The following is a 16,094-nucleotide window of genomic DNA, read 5'->3' as shown; positions in this document are numbered from 1 at the left end:
TGAGAGTAAACTCCTAATCAACACGATTTGAACTAAGTTCCACTGTCTGTAATCCGGGAGACCCGGCACGCCATTCAGCGGACATTCGTTCGGTAATTGTTTAGCGTTGAGTTTACCTTAAATGTGTTAGAATTATTGTAGGCAGTCTTATGGGAAAAAAATCTATTTCCCAGTTTCATTCAACAACTGATTAATTTTCACTAATCTTTCGTTGGTAGAATTTATATTTTTTTCGTAGTTAAGAGAAACCACTTCAGCATTAGTTCCCAGTTTAAGGGCACACATAGCCAAAGCATCCTGTTTGTCTCTTACATCGAAGTTCTGTTCAAAATCTTTAATCATATTTTCAATCTGCTTTCCTACTTTACGCAGAGTCTCTTCCTCTGCGGCCGGTACGTTCAGCGGATATACCCTTCCTGCAATGTTGATGGTTATTCTTCTTACATCCATTATAATCCACTGTTTTGAAGCTGTGCAATACAGAAATCAATTTCTTTCACCAATCTGTTGATATGGTTTTTCATTAATCTGTTGTGTTCAGGATTCCCTGATATTGCTGAATAAAGTTTTATATTTTTTTGTTCTTCTGCTAATACCTGATTTTTTCTTCTTTCCTCATCATATTTCTTCTTCAGATCTTCATGCTCAACCGTTAATTCAGATAATGTCTCAGTAAGATTTTTATAGTTCTTTTGTAAAAGCAAAATCTTTTTCTCTAATTCTGAAAAATTATTTTCTAAATCTTGAAGCATTTCAGGTTTTCTATATTCTAACTAATAGCAAAAGTAAAAAAATAATAACAGTAACAAAAATAAAAGTCCCTATATTTTGATCAGGTACGAAAAAAAGGAGATGCATAAGCACCTCCTTCCGTATTTTTTGCTGTATTATTTTACTTATTCAAATTTAAGGACAAACATTACCGCTCTTGTCTGAAGGGTAGACATCGCTGTTGCCCAGTACGGAGGTGTAGTTGCATTATCCGCTACTTTCTCGTTGTTCATGAAGAACGTTCCTCTGATAGCCGGAGTAAGTTTAAATTTATTGAAATAAAACTGGATTCCCATTTCGGCCGACCATGCAAAATTATGCGTGGTAGATCTGAAAACCTGCTGCATGTTGTCATCTTCAGAATCTGAATTGGACTGAAGGTTTACCACATAGTTCACCCCTGCTGCAATGTATGGTCTGGAGTTGTACCATCTGTTACCATGAAGTTCCAACAATACAGGAACATCCACGAGTGTAGATTTGATATCTCTTGTTTTATCTTTATCTGTTAACGGGATTGGAGTAAAAGGAGGATTCGTCAATGTTCCGGCAGCATACTGGTCATTGGACTGGGTATTGAAAATCAACTGTCTCTGAGCAAATTGCAAGCCTGGTTCCAATCTTAAATCCAGATAGTCATTCAGTCTCCATTTGGCGATCAATCCGGCCCCGAAGCTGTAGCTTTCTTTGGATTTAACAAGATTCTGATTGCCTTCTGAACCGTATCTCGGATGAAGGACGATACGGTAGTCCAGCCTGTTGCCGTTCAAATAAAAACCCCAACTGAATTTCTGCTCGTCAAAGTCTTCCAACTTATCCATTCTGTTTCGGGTTCTGAATTGTGCATCTGCAAAAACTGCAATATTGACTGAGGCTAAAACCAGTGCTCTTAATAGAAATTTATTCATAGGTTACTTTGTTGCTTTATAAATTGTGGCTATACCTAAACTTAGCTTTTTATATTCTACGTTCTTAAATCCTGTATCTAAAAGAATTTGCTTCATCTTCTCCCCGAAAGGAAAAGCATTTACAGAATCCGGAAGGTATGTATATGCCCTATTATCTTTGGAAACCAGTCTGCCGATGGCAGGTAATATGTTTTTGAAGTAAAACATATAAAATGGACCTAAGAACCCCTCAACCTTTGAAAACTCCAGTATATAAACACTCTTGTTATCTTTAACAACTCTTCTTAATTCTGCCAAACCTTTGGTAAGGTTTTCAAAATTCCTTACTCCAAATGCAACGGAAACCGCATCGAATCTATTGTCCTCGAAAGGTAAATTTTCTGCATCCCCTTTTTGCATGGAAATTTTGCCGTCTAATTTAAGTTTTTTTATTTTAATAACGCCAACATTCAGCATTTGTTGTGATAAATCTAAACCAATTACTTTTGCACCGGTTCCTTTTTCTATCGTGATTGCTAAATCTCCCGTTCCTGTAGCCACATCCAGCACTTCCTGCGGGTTGTCTTTTTTCATCATTTTCACCAGTGTATTTCTCCATAAAACATCAATTTTCATAGATAAAACATGATTCAGAAGGTCATACTTCGGTGCAATATTGTCGAACATATCCTCTACCTGGCTTTTTTTGGTAGCCTCGGAATTGTAGGGAGTAACTTTGGTAATATCTTTTGTCAAAACTTAAAACTTGTAATATTCTTTGTAATAATTTAGGAAATCCTGCTTTCTGAAGATCTTTGATCTTGATTCCACTTTCTGGATGTTCTTGATCACTTTATCGTAATCTTCATCTACATTATAATAAAAATCTTCGGTGTAAAGCTTATTGAAATGCCTTGCCCCTCCGAGATATTCTTTTCCGTCTATTGTGATCTTGTCAAGGGCCAAAAGTAGTGAATCTTTTTTAAGATTGTATCCATAATACTGATCATTAATATAATAATCCTGATGTGCGATGTTAATCAGCCCACGAATTTTATTCACTTCAAAGGCAGAATCATAGAGCATTTTCCTATTCTGGTCAAAAACCTTAATAGAATTTTTTCCCTTATTCAGGTCTATATGTACATACTGTCCCGCAGAAATAATTCCTTCGGAACCGTTATTGATCTTAAAATAATAAGTATTGGAAGTAGGGTTGTCTACGACAAAATAATTTTTCTTTGCTAAAAAAAAGAAGTAGATCCCAAAGGCGAGGATAAACACCACAGCTGCAATAAGTAAGCCTTTTAAGGACGAGTTGTTTTTCATACGATTGTAAAGTACAATTTTTGCAAATTTAATAATATTTTTAATTCTCCGTTATTAATATTAATTATTAACTTTGCATCTTTAAAAAATCATATAAACGAATGCCGAATACGATCATTATTGGTTCCGGGTCCTATATTCCTAACAGAGTTATTGGTAGAGATTATTTCATGGATTCTGAGTTCTACACTGAAGATGGAGTAAAGATTGAGAAACCTGCTGAAGAAACTATCGCGAAGTTTGTAGAAATCACAGAAATAGAAAACAGAAGATTTATTGAAGACGATCTTTCCAACTCGAAGATTGGCTTTGAAGCTGCAAAAGCAGCCCTTGAGGACGCTCAAGTAGATGGAGAAGAGCTGGATTATATTATTTACGCCAGCAACTTCGGTGAAGTTACCCAAAACGGATATGCTGATTTCATGCCTACTATGGCGGCAAGAGTAAAAAACAAACTGGGTATTAAAAACAGAAAGTGCGTTACCTACGATATGCTTTTCGGATGCCCGGGATGGGTGGAAGCGATGATTCTGGCCGATAATCTAATCAAAGCCAAAGTCGCAAAAACCATACTTGTCATTGGAGGAGAAACCCTGAGCCGCGTTACAGACCCGCATGACAGAAACAGAATGATCTTTGCAGACGGTGCAGGCGCTGTAGTGGTAAAAGCTACGGATGATGAAAATGTAGGAATTATTGCCCACAATACAATCTGTGACAACGGCCCGGAATTAAATTACCTGGCTAACGGCCCTTCCATCAACAAAGATGCAGACCAGACACGTTTATTCGTCAGAATGCAGGGAAGAAAAATTTATGAATACGCCCTGAAAAATGTCCCTGTAGCCATCAAAGAAACTATTGATGAGGCCGGGCTTTCCCTTGAAGATATCGACAAGATCCTGATTCACCAGGCCAATGCAAAAATGGATTATGCCATGATTGAAAGACTTCACAAGCTGTATGATGTGAAAGAATACGACCATGCCATCTCCCCTATGACCATCCAGGACTTTGGAAATACTTCTGTAGCAACCATTCCTACCATGTATGATTTAATAATTAAAGGAAAAATGGAAGGTCAAACGTTTAAAGATAAAGGTAACATTGTGATGACTTCGGTAGGTGCCGGAATGAACATCAATGCTATCGTTTACAGATTTCCTTAAACATATTTAATTAATAAAAAAATATAAAGCACAGGGAAACTATTCTTTGTGCTTTTTTAAATTATCATGCAAAGAAATTTTTTAATCATTGCCTCCGTCTTCCTGTTCCTTGAGGTCTATATCTATCAGGCTATAAGAACATTAACTGATAATTTCTGGATCAGACTGGGATACTGGATCGTCTCACTGGCTGTTTATGGCATCTTTGCCTATGAAATTACCCAATTCCAGAAATCAGACAGAAGTACAGTCAGATTCCAGATCTTGATTTCATTATTTCTGATCTTTATTCTGCCTAAAATTTTTGTAGTCCTGTTTTTGCTGATTGATGACATCTTCAGAACCGGCGGATACCTGATAGGATTAACCCAATCCAAGGAGAACTTCTTCCCAGAAAGAAGAAAGTTCCTGAGTCTTGTAGGTTTAGGTCTTGGCGGTGTCCTTTCGGCCCTTTTCATCGACGGAATTACGTTCGGGAAGTACAGGCATACGGTAAGAAAAATAAAGATAAAAATCCCGGGACTCTCAAAAAGCTTCGAGGGTTATAAAGTGATCCAGATTTCTGATGTGCACAGCGGTAGTTTTTCCGATCCGTCCAAACTGCAGCATGCAATTGATCTGATTAATGAGCAGGATCCGGATCTTGTCCTTTTTACCGGGGATATGGTGAATAATGTTTCGGAAGAATTCAAACCTTTTATTCCTTTATTTTCAAAAATCAAAGCAAAAGACGGAAAGTTTGCAGTCCTTGGAAACCACGATTACGGAGATTACGTAACATGGACTTCTGCCGATGCCAAGAAGAAGAATCTTGATGCGCTTATCGAATACGAAAGACAGGCCGGTTTTGACATGCTGAGAAACGAGAACAGGGTAATAGACCGTAACGGAGAAAAACTTTACATTCTCGGGGTTGAAAACTGGGGACTAAAACCTTTCCCTCAATTCGGTAAAATTGATGATGCTTTAAAAGGAGTGCCGGAATCCGCTCCGAAAATTCTGATGAGCCATGACCCTACGCATTTTGATTATGTGGTCAAAAAACACCCAGGAAACATTTATTTAACCCTTTCAGGACATACTCATGGTATGCAGTTCGGCTTAGATCTGAAAAACATCAAATGGTCTCCGGTACAGTACCGTTATCCAAAATGGGCCGATCTGTATGAAAGTGAAGGGAAAATGCTGTATGTAAACAGAGGATTTGGAGTTCTGGGTTATCCGGGGAGAGTTGGAGTTTTGCCGGAAATAACACTTTTTGAGCTGTCTTAATTAGTCTCTCGCAGATTTAGCAGATTAAGCAGATGATTATGGATATTATGATGTATAATTACGGATGACAAGCTCAGCCAATATTCTTATATCTTAATTATATAAAACATAATTGTACGCAAACATCTGCTTAATCTGCTAAATCTGCGAGAGCATAAAATTCCGCGAAAAAGAAATTAAAAAATATAATCCTTCATACGCGAAGTAGCCATATCGTTCTCATCGATCCAAGTAAGAAGTGCTTCCAGCTTATCCTCCATTTTTTTACCCGAAAACAGGCTTCTGTAAAACGGAATGTCAAATTTATACTTTTTAAAGTCGGTGAACTGCCAGGAATTAAGATAGATCAGGACAAAATCATCCTTCTTCAGAGTTTCGAAAACCATATTCTGGTAATACTTCATCGGCAGGATCTGAAATACAAAATCATTATACGGCAGCTGGCTGTATGGGGAGATGCTTTCAGGCACAATACTCAGTCCGTCCTCTTCAATAATTTCCGTATCTCTTTTCAGCCTTTTGAACGGGAAAAGAATATCTGCATTATCGATATTGGAAACATAATTGAACTCCAAAGATTTCAGATTTTCCTGAGGCAGTTTAACATCTTTCTGCCTGATTCCCCTGATCTGTTTTTCTAAAAGATCCTGGATATTTTTCTTGACATTTTCAATTTCCTGCAGATTGGAACTCTTATTATAAAAAGCAATTTCATGCCCTTTGGATGAAATTGCTTTTATTAAATTCTGCAGCTTTTCTGCGATGGAAATCTCCACAAAAAAACTGGCTTTAATATCATGAATATCTAAAATCCGCAGAATAGCTTTTGTATTGTCTTCTGCAATTTTCAGTCTTCCCACATCCGAAATTTCCGAACTCTTTTTTGCCTCAGCTTCAATATTTAAGATGTTAAAAGTCAATAAAATCATTTAAATTAAATTTTAGATAATATTCATAAATAATTAAAAATCAAATGTTAAATAAATTTTTATTTAAACATTAACTTTAACTGATTAATTTTTGTTCAATTTCACTCTGAGATTCTTAATCATGTCTTTTGTCATTTCAGAAATTCCGAAATCATAAGTAAGTCCCCAGTCTTTTTTCGCAACGGAATCGTCAATAGATGCCGGCCATGAATCTGCAATTGCCTGTCTGAAATCCGGCTGGTAATCGATCGAAAAATCCGGTATTTCTTTCTTGATTTCTTCTGCCAGTTCTTTAGGGGTAAATGACATTCCACCCAAATTATAAGAAGAACGAACGGTAAGACTTTCTTTCGGAGCTTCCATTAATTTCAAAGTAGCATTAATAGCATCATCCATATACAACATAGGCATTCCGGTGTCTTCAGAAATGAAGCTCGTATATTTCCCCTCTTCTATCGCTTCATAAAAAATCTCTACGGCATAATCGGTAGTACCACCACCCGCAGGAGTCTTCCATGAAATAAGTCCAGGATATCTGATACTTCTTACATCTACTCCATATTTATCAAAATAATATTCACACCATTTTTCTCCGGCCATTTTAGAGATCCCATATACGGTAGTAGGATTCAAAACAACATCCTGCCCAACATTCTGTTTTGGAATTCCTTTCCCAAATACAGCAATCGAACTCGGCCAGAAGATCTTTTTAAGAAGTCCTTCCTTTGCCATTTCGCAAAAATGAAGAAGAGGTTCCAGATTCAGTTTCCAGGCGAAAATTGGCTGCTTTTCTGAAGTTCCGGACAAAAGAGAAGCCAGGTGATACACTGTAGTGATCTCGTAATCCTTGATTACCTGTCTTACCAGCTGCGTATTGGTAACATCCATTCTTTCGTAATGTCCTGCGGCAGTAATTCCTTTTTGCCACCTGTCCAGTCCTGATGCTACAACGTTGTCAGCTCCGTGAATTTCAACAAGCCTGTTTGTCAGTTCGGTGCCGATCTGTCCCAAAGCACCTGTAATGAGTATTCTTTCCGTATAGGATTCCATTTTACATATTTTTTAGAATTGTACAAAAGTAAAAAAATCATACCATCCAAAATAAAAAAGGTATGCAAAAACATACCTTTTTCATTATCCCTTAAAAGAAGCCTTTAAAAGCTCAGGTTGACCCTGGCAAAAAGAAATCTTCCGTTCATTCCGAACTGTGATGTGTTTCTTGAATACACAAACTGATTCTGGTTGGTAAGATCTACAGGCGCAGCATTAGCAACATACACCAGATTTCCGGAACTGTCCAGAGCTGGTGTTTTCACAATAGCTGGTCCGTAATTTTTATCCGGATAAACATCAAACAAGTTATTTGCCCCGATAGTCAGCCTGAACTGGTTGCTGAATTTATAACCTACAGACAGATCGGTAATCACCTTACCTCCCCATACAGGATGCTCTGTGGCAACAGCCTGCCCGTTGATAATCTCACCACTTATAATACCATCTCCGTTAGCATCCATCGCATTCGGGTCAGTAACTTTTCCGAAATATACGTTTCTGAGAAGCACATTGAACCTGCTGATCTCAAAAGAGTTATTAAGAGAAGCCTTAAATCTCGGAACAGCCTCCTGCAGGTAAATCCTGCTGGATTCAGAGTAATACCTGTTGATCTGCCCGGCATTAATCAAAGCATCCGAACCATGAATCTCTCCTACTCTGTTAGTTTTGGACACAGTTACTGCGAGGTCAGAGTTCAATGAAAACTTTTCGGAAAATCTTCCTCTGTGGGAAATCACGCCTTCCAGTCCTTTAGTCTGGGTATCAATGGCATTAGCGAAAAATGTCGCTGCATTGGCATTAGCCTGATCAAATAGAACCTGCAGATTTTTCTGCGGGCTTCCGTCAGGAAAAGTTCCGGATGGCCTTGAAAACTGATCGGTAAGAACCACTCTGTTTTTAATTTTAATATAATACCCGTCAACCGTAAAGGTAAGGTTGGCTTGAGGAATTTTGGCAGTAAACCCGGCTGAATAACTTGTTGATTCTTCCTGTTTTAACTGTGGAATACCCAGGAGCCTGGCCGCTTCCGAATCATTTGAAAACGTACCCACTTCAAACGCAGTACCGCCAACAAACTGAGTCGCAGTAGCATTGAAATAAATCTGCTGCAAAGAAGGTGCTCTGAAGCCTGTAGAATGAGCTGCTCTTAAATTAATCTGATCCGTCAGTTTATATCTTGTTGCAATTTTATAATTGAACGTAGATCCAAAATCTGAATAGTTTTCATAGCGCAAAGCCGCACTCAAAAGCCACTTATCCGTAACATCCAGTTCGGTATCCACATAAGCTGCGACAGACTGCCTTCCTTTATTTAAAGCATTTTCAGGCCTGAAACCTGGAAATACCTGTGCTCCACCCGGTCTGGTTGCCCCAAAGAAGTCGGTTGGTTTTAAAGAAGCATCAGTTGTTGGTGTCTGAATCCTTCCGTTGATATCATAAAGTGCCCATGATGCCTCTTCTCCATTTTTTATCTTATACCGTTCAAACCTTGCTTCCGCTCCGAAAGCTATGTTAAAGCCTTTCAGCCAGTCAACTTTTGTATCAAAGTCTGCATTGATGGTATTCTGCATAAAGCTTAATCCTCCGGCATCAAATTCCGTTTTACCAGGGTAAGACATGGATGCATTGGCAGTATTTTTAATGGTATAATCGAAGGTATTCTGACCGAAAGTATTACTGATGTCATAATTGATATTTCCCAATTTTCCTTTAAATCCACCTGCAAAAGAAAGATCAATCACATCAGAGGCTATTTCAGGCAAAAAGCCATTCGGGTATAATGAAGTGGAAGTCCTGTTCTGGTTGGGTCTTCTGAAAAAGCCTGCTGCATTACCGTCTCTGTAAGAAATTCCCCCAAAGGCATATCCCTTCACTGATGGAGAAAGATCAAATTCCGAATTCATAAAAAACTGGCCGGATGTCAGTTTCGACTGCCCTACCCGCATATTAAAATCATCTCTTGTTAATTTCCTGTAAGCCAGTTCATTTTCAGTTACATTAACTTTCAACAGGTTCTGCAATTGAGTAATTGTGTTAGCAGACTGAATATCAGCTTGCTGCTGGGCTGTAAAATAGCCGACCTGCGGAGCAAACTGATGGATATAATCTATGATCTGCTGTGTATTTGGAGTATTGCTGATATTACCAAAAAGCGAAGAAATATTTACTCCGTTTTCCAATGCTCTCTGCTCAATAGCATTATAGGCATTAAAAATATCTCCGGTAGCAGCCATAGCTCTTCTGGTATCATCTCGGCTTAATAAACTTGCCGTGAAATTGATAAATCCGCCTGTTCCGAGTTTAGTACCATAATTAAGATCTACCTGATATTTTCCGCCGTCCCAGCCTCCATGATGGTCATTCGATCCTTTTGAATTAAAAGCTCCCGCTGTAACAGCTGCTGTAAAAGCATTGGTATTTTTCTTCATAATGACGTTGATAACCCCTGCAATGGCATCAGAACCATATTGTGCAGAAGCTCCGTCTCTCAACACCTCTAATCTTTCAATAGCAAATGCGGGAATCGCATTGAGATCGGTGCCTACTGATCCTCTGCCCGGTGAACCATTGATGTTGACCAGAGAAGAGGTATGCCTTCTTTTTCCATTGAGAAGAACCAATACCTGGTCAGGTCCGAGTCCTCTTAATTGAGCTGGGTCCACATGGTCTGTTCCATCGGCTACAGTTGTTGAGTTAGAAGTAAAAGAAGGCGCCGCATAATTCAAAATCTGATTGAGATCCATCTGCGGACTTAAAACCGATTGAGATCCAATATTAATAACATCTACAGGAACGGGAGTATCGGTAGCAACCCTGGCTTTATTTCTTGAGCCGATGGAGATCTTTACTTCATCTACCTGATTTGTCTTTATAGAATCGTTGGTTTGGGCACTGGCATTTGCTGAAATAAAAAACAATACTCCAAGCAAAGCAATTTTCTGGTAATTTTTTATCATATGGTTCGTTTTATCAAAAATAACAATTAAATCAGTAAAAAACTAAATTTAATTCAATAAAACAATTCATTTAATGAAAATAAATAAAATAATATTAATAAATCAAACAAATTAATCAATGTGATTTATTTTTTACATACAAATAAATAATTTAATGGATAATTTATTTTCCGATGATTTTTACAGATATAAACTCCTGTTAAAGACTTATAATTTCTTCAAAAATTCTCTACTTTTGTTTTCAAACAAAATCATATGAAGAAGTTTTTAATTGCAGCAATATTGTTGGCAGGTAATGTATATTGGGCTCAGTATACCGATTTCAACATTATAAAAGAGGTAAAAGTCAAGAATAAAGGTGTAGTGGTTTCTGCCCATCCTCTTGCAAGCCAGGCAGGAGCGGATATCATGAAGATGGGAGGAAACGCTTATGATGCTATTGTAGCAACACAATATGCCCTTGCTGTAGTTTACCCTCAGGCTGGAAATATCGGTGGCGGCGGCTTTCTGGTCGGTGTGAAAAACAATGGTGAAAAATTCACCCTGGACTACAGAGAAACAGCTCCCAAAAAAGCTTCCAGAGATATGTATGTTGACAAATCCGGAAAAGCCAATACAGACTTGTCCCAAAACGGAAGACTCGCAGTAGGAATCCCCGGAAGTATAGCCGGATTTTTTGCGACTTTAAAATACTGTAAGCTCCCGATGGACAAAATCATCCAGCCAGCTATTGATCTGGCGGAAAAAGGGTTTACCATCACGGAAATGGAGGCCAATATGCTGAATACCCACAAAGAAAACTTTTTAAAACACAATAAATCTTCTATCGCTTTTGTAAAAGACAATCCATGGAAAGCCGGTGATCTTCTGGTTCAGAAAGAATTGGCTGCCACGCTGAGATTAATTCAGAAGCTGGGTGCAAAAGGTTTCTATGAAGGAAAAACGGCTGAGCTTATGGTTTCCGAAATGAAGAAAGGTAACGGAATCATTACTTTGGAAGATCTTAAAAACTACAAAACAGCAGAAAGGAAACCTTTAGAATTTGATTATAAAGGAAACCGCGTAGTCACAATGCCTCTTCCTTCGAGTGGTGGTGTACTGCTTGCCCAGATGCTGACAATGGCCGGTTACGAAAACCTTGAAAAATATCAGCAGAACTCAACAGAAGCTGTTCAGATCATGACGGAAGCCGAAAGAAGGGCTTATGCAGACAGAGCAGAATACATGGGCGACCCCGATTTCATTGAGGATAAAACCGCTTACCTGACTTCTGATGCTTATTTAAAAAACAGATGGAAAAGCTTCAGCTTCAGTAAAGCTACTCCAAGCTCAGAAGTGGGAAAAATCATCGAACAGCCAAAAGAATCGATACAGACCACACATATTTCCGTTATTGACAAAGACGGAAATGCAGCTTCTGTAACGACCACCCTTAACGGATACTATGGAAGTAAAGTCGTGGTTTCCGGAGCAGGATTCTTCTTGAATAATGAAATGGACGACTTCTCCATCAAACCCGGTGTCCCGAATATGTTTGGAGCCGTAGGCGGAGAGGCCAATTCCATACAGCCTAATAAAAGAATGCTTTCTTCAATGACTCCTACTATCCTGCTTAAAAACGGAAAACCTTACATGGTAGTGGGAACACCGGGAGGGACCACTATTCCTACTTCCGTTTATCAGTCTATTGTGAATGTGGTAGATTTTAAACTGAATGCGAACATTTCTGTGAATGCCCCAAAGTTTCATCACCAGTGGCTGCCTGAGAAAATTACGGTAGAAAACAATTTTCCTGAAAGCACGATTGAAGCCCTTAAAAGCAAAAATTATGTAATCGAAAAAATAAAATACATCGGAAAAACTGAACTGATCCTGATGGATGACAATGGAAACATCCATGCTGTGGCAGATGGCCGCGGGGATGATTCGGTTGCTGTGGAATAATTATAATCAGGATTCGATTTATCAGTTCTAGCATATATGCTTCGACTCCGCCCAGCATGACAGTTTACAAACTCTAGACTTACTTATTAGAGATGTCATGCTGAGCGGAGTCGAAGCATTTTTTATATAACCTTTCAGAATTTCAAGCTTCAGCTTTACTCTTTTCCTTCAAAAAAACTCCCGGGATTATTTCAACTGACTTTTGTCATGTTTAAGATAAAAATTCTTAATTTTCCGCATCCAAAATAAAAAGAATCCTTTGAAAGCGAAACAAATTCATCAACAGCTTTATTTTCAAGTCATTATTGCTATAGCAGCAGGTATACTTTTAGGCAGATTTTATCCTGAACTGGGCGAAAAAATGAAACCACTGGGTGATGGGTTCATCAAGCTGGTGAAAATGATTATAGCCCCAGTGATATTCATCACTTTAACACTTGGAATCGCGCACATGACTGACCTTAAAAAAGTCGGACGGATTGCCGTAAAAGCTATGATCTATTTCTTTACCTTTTCAACCTTAGCGCTGATCATCGGACTGATTGTCGGAAACCTTTTACAACCGGGACACGGTTTAAACGTTGATCCTGCTACCCTGTCCGGAGATGTTTCGCAGTACCAGCAAAAAGCCCACGATACTACGCTGACCGGTTTTATCATGAATATTATTCCTGACACTCTTTTTAGCCCGCTGGTTGGTGAAAACATACTTCAGGTATTGCTTGTTGCCATTTTAATGGGTGTTGCACTGGTTTTGACCAAAGAGAAAAGCCAGAAAGTAACGGATTTTTTACAGGATTTATCGACTCCGGTTTTCAAAATTGTCCACCTGCTGATGAAGCTGGCCCCGATCGGAGCTTTTGGCGCCATGGCATTCACCATTGGAAAATATGGTCTTCATTCGGTACTGAATCTTATATATCTAGTGGGAACATTTTATATTACTTCTATTCTTTTTGTCGTATTGGTTTTGGGTGCCGTAGCCTGGTATAACGGGTTCAATATTTTTAAGCTGATGTTTTACCTGAAAGAAGAACTGCTGTTGGTTTTAGGAACCAGCTCTTCTGAATCGGCACTTCCGGGGATTATGGAAAAACTGGAAAAAGCAGGCTGCTCAAGAGCTATTGTAGGTCTTGTAGTTCCTACAGGATATTCTTTTAACCTGGATGGAACTAATATTTATATGACGCTGGCTTCTCTTTTTATCGCTCAGGCCCTGAATATTCATCTTCCGCTGGAAAAACAATTAATGCTGCTTTTGGTAGCTATGCTCAGCTCAAAAGGTGCTGCGGGAGTTACAGGAGCAGGATTTGTTACTCTGGCGGCAACTTTAGCCGTAGTTCCGGAAATTCCCATTGCAGGAATGACTTTGATCCTAGGAATTGATAAATTTATGAGTGAATGCAGAGCACTGACAAATGTTATTGGAAATTCTGTAGCAACAGTAGTAGTTGCCAACTGGGAAAAACAGCTGGATAAGACCCAGCTTCAGTACTGTCTTGATCATCCGACTGAAATAGAGAAAAAACTGGAAATTTAAAATCAATAAAAACACTTATAATCAAAACATAAATGGAAATAAAACTTCAACCTGTAGCAACAGTAAAAAATTCCAGGACGGAACCCATTGATGACAACTGGGAAACCATCATTGCAGAAATTGAACTGGCAGACCATATTCCTACGGAAGCATTTAACAGTATTTCAAGCTTTTCTCATCTGGAAATCATTTATTATTTTGACAAGGTAAAAAATGAGGATGTCGTTTTTTCAGGTCATCCGAGAGGAAATGTAAACTATCCGATAACAGGTATTTTCGGGCAGCGTAAAAAAGACAGACCGAACACCATAGGACTTGCAACGGTAGAATTACTGGAACACAATGGCAGAACCATCAAAGTAAAGTTTCTCGATGCTATTGACGGAACTCCGGTACTTGATATTAAACCTGTATTCAAGGAATTCCAGCCTAAAACAGGGATCAAACAGCCTGAATGGGTGGCGGATCTTATGAAAAACTACTGGAAATAGTCCGCAGAAAACTATATTAAAATATTTAAACTTGCCGGCTGTACTTTTACATGAACCGGTGATTTTATTTTATTAAACTCACCATCAAGATGCCAGTTTTTGGTATTTACTTTAAATGAAATTTCCGAAACGGGAAGATAGGTTACGTACTCATCATCTTTCAGCCTTTTAGTAAACATTCTGAAAGCGAAAAGTGCTGAATAGGTCAGCGGAAATTTTTTTACCAGCACCATATCGACCAATCCGTCACTTTTACTGGCATTCGGGGCAATGTAAGCATTGTTACCAAACTGGCGCGTATTGGCGATATTAAGCATCAGATACCGGCCGTTGTACTGCTGATAGGCTTCATCAAGGAATTTCACCTTGATAGGTTTGTAATTAAAAAACGTCTTCAGAGATACTTTGATGTAATTTTTGAATCCGCGGGTGGTTTTTTCGAATTCTTTAACAACTTTTCCGTCAAATCCTGTTCCTGAAACGTTGATAGATAATCTGCCGTTAACGGTAAAGGTATCAATCTTTCTGGAGGCTTTAGCTTTAATCTTGTTTAAAAGTTCATCCAGATTTTTGCTGAATTTGGTCTCATTGGAAAATCCATTCCCTGATCCAGCCGGAAAGATGGCCAGAATTTTATCTGTATTGATAAGATTTCTTGCTACCGTAGAGATGGTTCCATCTCCTCCGATGGCGACAAAGATATCAACATTGTCAAAATTTTCCCTGATAAAATCATCTGTCCCCGGAATAGATTCGGAGACATAATATAAAGGATTGCCCACTTTTTTTTTGAGCTCGTCAAGAAACGGCTGATAATTTTTTTTGGCCGAAAAGGGATTAATGATAAAAGCTGTTCTTTCCATTACCGCAAAAATAAAAAATGCTTCCACATCAGGAAGCATTAATTTACTTTATTTTCATTCTTTCTTTAAATTCTGTATTAAGAGTTCCTTTCAATTCTTCCCATGACACCGGAATTACAATATCTCCGGCAGCAAAAGCTGTAATTTCATAGGGACTGTAGTGGAAATAGAGGTTTTTCTGATCAAAATAGAAATTATCTGTAGCAGGAATCACTTCTACCAGCAGCATATCTGAATTTTTCACATCCCCTTCATTGTCACTTGTCCCACTGTGAATTGTATTGATATTCTTCATCAAAATACTTTCAAGCTTAGCTTTAGGCATTGAAGTAATGTCTTTAAGCTCTAATTTTTTATTCTTTTTAAGATCAAATACTCTTTCTGAAAACCCGTAATTATCGTGGGCACCTCCTTCATAAGAGCTCCAAAGATAGCTTATGTGCATATAATCATTTTCATTGGAAACCAGATTCATATGAGAATTGGTATACCAATCCTGTGCATAGGAGCCTGAAATCCAGTCTTTGCTGTCGTTTTTTACAGATTTGAAATACTTATTCTTATCGCTTTCCAGATAAGCCTGAAGTCCATTTTTAGAAAAATCCTTGATGCCTTTATTCTGGAAATAAATACTGTCCAACAGCTTTCTGTCTTTCAAAGCCGGAAAAACGAGCAGTTTGGAGGTAAAGCTTACCGTAAGTGAATCCGCAATTTTCGATGAATCGCTTACTTTCACAGAGTCTACAGTAAATTTTTCCGGCTGAGAAGCTTCTGTTTTATCGGCTACGGCTGTATTTTCTGTTTTTTTACAGGCTGAAAACGCAAGAAGTGAAGAAACAGCCAGAACGGCAATGGTATTTTTCATAATTATTTTTCCTATCCTAATGCA

15 protein-coding genes are annotated in these 16,094 nt (G+C 38.4%); 5 read left to right on the top strand and 10 right to left on the bottom strand.

What is annotated here, in order from left to right; genetic code table 11:
- Positions 1 to 162: 162 nt before the first annotated feature.
- From BUB03_RS14105 to BUB03_RS14085, 5 genes are all read right to left on the bottom strand, one after another.
- Positions 163 to 450 carry a cell division protein ZapA gene (locus BUB03_RS14105; protein WP_040996063.1) on the bottom strand — a complete coding sequence of 96 codons (288 nt, stop codon included), beginning with the start codon at positions 448 to 450 and terminating at the stop codon, positions 163 to 165.
- Complete coding sequence (locus tag BUB03_RS14100) at positions 450 to 752, bottom strand: hypothetical protein (protein WP_040996061.1); 303 nt, start codon at positions 750 to 752, stop codon at positions 450 to 452. Before BUB03_RS14100 ends, BUB03_RS14105 begins: the two co-directional genes overlap by 1 nt.
- A gap of 144 nt (positions 753 to 896) precedes the next feature.
- Positions 897 to 1,679 carry a type IX secretion/gliding motility protein PorT/SprT gene (porT, locus tag BUB03_RS14095; protein WP_048503545.1) on the bottom strand — a complete coding sequence of 261 codons (783 nt, stop codon included), beginning with the start codon at positions 1,677 to 1,679 and terminating at the stop codon, positions 897 to 899.
- Positions 1,680 to 1,682: 3 nt separating this feature from the next.
- On the bottom strand, positions 1,683 to 2,414 hold the full coding sequence (ubiE, locus tag BUB03_RS14090) for a bifunctional demethylmenaquinone methyltransferase/2-methoxy-6-polyprenyl-1,4-benzoquinol methylase UbiE (RefSeq protein ID WP_040996056.1): 732 nt from the start codon (positions 2,412 to 2,414) through the stop codon (positions 1,683 to 1,685).
- A gap of 3 nt (positions 2,415 to 2,417) precedes the next feature.
- Positions 2,418 to 2,987: a hypothetical protein gene (locus tag BUB03_RS14085; RefSeq protein ID WP_073064230.1), complete on the bottom strand. Its 570-nt coding sequence runs from the start codon at positions 2,985 to 2,987 to the stop codon at positions 2,418 to 2,420.
- 101 nt (positions 2,988 to 3,088) lie between these two features.
- On the opposite strand from BUB03_RS14085, the gene BUB03_RS14080 reads away from it, so the two are divergent.
- Both BUB03_RS14080 and BUB03_RS14075 read left to right on the top strand, forming a co-directional pair.
- A complete protein-coding gene (locus BUB03_RS14080) occupies positions 3,089 to 4,156 on the top strand; it encodes a 3-oxoacyl-ACP synthase III family protein (protein WP_073064227.1) in 1,068 nt (355 codons plus the stop codon).
- A gap of 66 nt (positions 4,157 to 4,222) precedes the next feature.
- Positions 4,223 to 5,428, top strand: a complete 1,206-nt coding sequence (locus BUB03_RS14075; RefSeq protein ID WP_073064225.1) for a metallophosphoesterase — start codon at positions 4,223 to 4,225, stop codon at positions 5,426 to 5,428.
- A gap of 176 nt (positions 5,429 to 5,604) precedes the next feature.
- Here the strand turns inward: BUB03_RS14075 and BUB03_RS14070 are convergent, their stop codons facing one another.
- The 3 genes from BUB03_RS14070 to BUB03_RS14060 form a co-directional block, all read right to left on the bottom strand.
- Positions 5,605 to 6,357 carry a polysaccharide deacetylase family protein gene (locus BUB03_RS14070; RefSeq protein ID WP_073064222.1) on the bottom strand — a complete coding sequence of 251 codons (753 nt, stop codon included), beginning with the start codon at positions 6,355 to 6,357 and terminating at the stop codon, positions 5,605 to 5,607.
- Positions 6,358 to 6,441: 84 nt separating this feature from the next.
- A complete protein-coding gene (locus tag BUB03_RS14065) occupies positions 6,442 to 7,407 on the bottom strand; it encodes an NAD-dependent epimerase/dehydratase family protein (protein ID WP_073064219.1) in 966 nt (321 codons plus the stop codon).
- Between the two features lie 104 nt (positions 7,408 to 7,511).
- On the bottom strand, positions 7,512 to 10,367 hold the full coding sequence (locus tag BUB03_RS14060) for a TonB-dependent receptor plug domain-containing protein (RefSeq protein WP_073064217.1): 2,856 nt from the start codon (positions 10,365 to 10,367) through the stop codon (positions 7,512 to 7,514).
- A 255-nt stretch (positions 10,368 to 10,622) separates the two neighbouring features.
- On the opposite strand from BUB03_RS14060, the gene ggt reads away from it, so the two are divergent.
- The 3 genes from ggt (at position 10,623) to BUB03_RS14045 (ending at position 14,342) form a co-directional block, all read left to right on the top strand.
- Entirely contained in the window at positions 10,623 to 12,311 is a 1,689-nt protein-coding gene (gene ggt, locus BUB03_RS14055) for a gamma-glutamyltransferase (RefSeq protein ID WP_073064214.1), read from the top strand.
- 259 nt (positions 12,312 to 12,570) lie between these two features.
- A complete protein-coding gene (locus BUB03_RS14050) occupies positions 12,571 to 13,851 on the top strand; it encodes a dicarboxylate/amino acid:cation symporter (protein ID WP_040996043.1) in 1,281 nt (426 codons plus the stop codon).
- Between the two features lie 32 nt (positions 13,852 to 13,883).
- Positions 13,884 to 14,342, top strand: coding sequence for an SAM-dependent methyltransferase (locus BUB03_RS14045; protein WP_073064211.1), 459 nt, complete (start codon positions 13,884 to 13,886; stop codon positions 14,340 to 14,342).
- An 11-nt stretch (positions 14,343 to 14,353) separates the two neighbouring features.
- Here the strand turns inward: BUB03_RS14045 and BUB03_RS14040 are convergent, their stop codons facing one another.
- Positions 14,354 to 15,205 (bottom strand): diacylglycerol/lipid kinase family protein, encoded by an 852-nt coding sequence (locus BUB03_RS14040; protein WP_073064592.1) that lies wholly within the window; start codon positions 15,203 to 15,205, stop codon positions 14,354 to 14,356.
- 43 nt (positions 15,206 to 15,248) lie between these two features.
- Positions 15,249 to 16,070, bottom strand: coding sequence for an RsiV family protein (locus tag BUB03_RS14035; RefSeq protein ID WP_073064208.1), 822 nt, complete (start codon positions 16,068 to 16,070; stop codon positions 15,249 to 15,251).
- Between the last annotated feature and the right edge of the window lie 24 nt (positions 16,071 to 16,094).

This window comes from Chryseobacterium oranimense, assembly GCF_900129755.1.
Classification (GTDB): domain Bacteria; phylum Bacteroidota; class Bacteroidia; order Flavobacteriales; family Weeksellaceae; genus Chryseobacterium; species Chryseobacterium oranimense.
This window is presented reverse-complemented; position numbering and strand designations above follow the sequence as displayed.

Excerpts from the sequence above, each read along its gene's own strand:
- BUB03_RS14105 (WP_040996063.1), bottom strand. The coding sequence starts at position 450 with ATGGATGTAAGAAGAATAACCATCAACATTGCAGGAAGGGTATATCCG.
- BUB03_RS14100 (WP_040996061.1), bottom strand. The coding sequence starts at position 752 with ATGCTTCAAGATTTAGAAAATAATTTTTCAGAATTAGAGAAAAAGATT.
- porT (WP_048503545.1), bottom strand. The coding sequence starts at position 1,679 with ATGAATAAATTTCTATTAAGAGCACTGGTTTTAGCCTCAGTCAATATT.
- BUB03_RS14085 (WP_073064230.1), bottom strand. The coding sequence starts at position 2,987 with ATGAAAAACAACTCGTCCTTAAAAGGCTTACTTATTGCAGCTGTGGTG.
- BUB03_RS14080 (WP_073064227.1), top strand. The coding sequence starts at position 3,089 with ATGCCGAATACGATCATTATTGGTTCCGGGTCCTATATTCCTAACAGA.
- BUB03_RS14075 (WP_073064225.1), top strand. The coding sequence starts at position 4,223 with ATGCAAAGAAATTTTTTAATCATTGCCTCCGTCTTCCTGTTCCTTGAG.
- BUB03_RS14070 (WP_073064222.1), bottom strand. The coding sequence starts at position 6,357 with ATGATTTTATTGACTTTTAACATCTTAAATATTGAAGCTGAGGCAAAA.
- BUB03_RS14065 (WP_073064219.1), bottom strand. The coding sequence starts at position 7,407 with ATGGAATCCTATACGGAAAGAATACTCATTACAGGTGCTTTGGGACAG.
- BUB03_RS14060 (WP_073064217.1), bottom strand. The coding sequence starts at position 10,367 with ATGATAAAAAATTACCAGAAAATTGCTTTGCTTGGAGTATTGTTTTTT.
- ggt (WP_073064214.1), top strand. The coding sequence starts at position 10,623 with ATGAAGAAGTTTTTAATTGCAGCAATATTGTTGGCAGGTAATGTATAT.
- BUB03_RS14045 (WP_073064211.1), top strand. The coding sequence starts at position 13,884 with ATGGAAATAAAACTTCAACCTGTAGCAACAGTAAAAAATTCCAGGACG.
- BUB03_RS14040 (WP_073064592.1), bottom strand. The coding sequence starts at position 15,205 with ATGGAAAGAACAGCTTTTATCATTAATCCCTTTTCGGCCAAAAAAAAT.
- BUB03_RS14035 (WP_073064208.1), bottom strand. The coding sequence starts at position 16,070 with ATGAAAAATACCATTGCCGTTCTGGCTGTTTCTTCACTTCTTGCGTTT.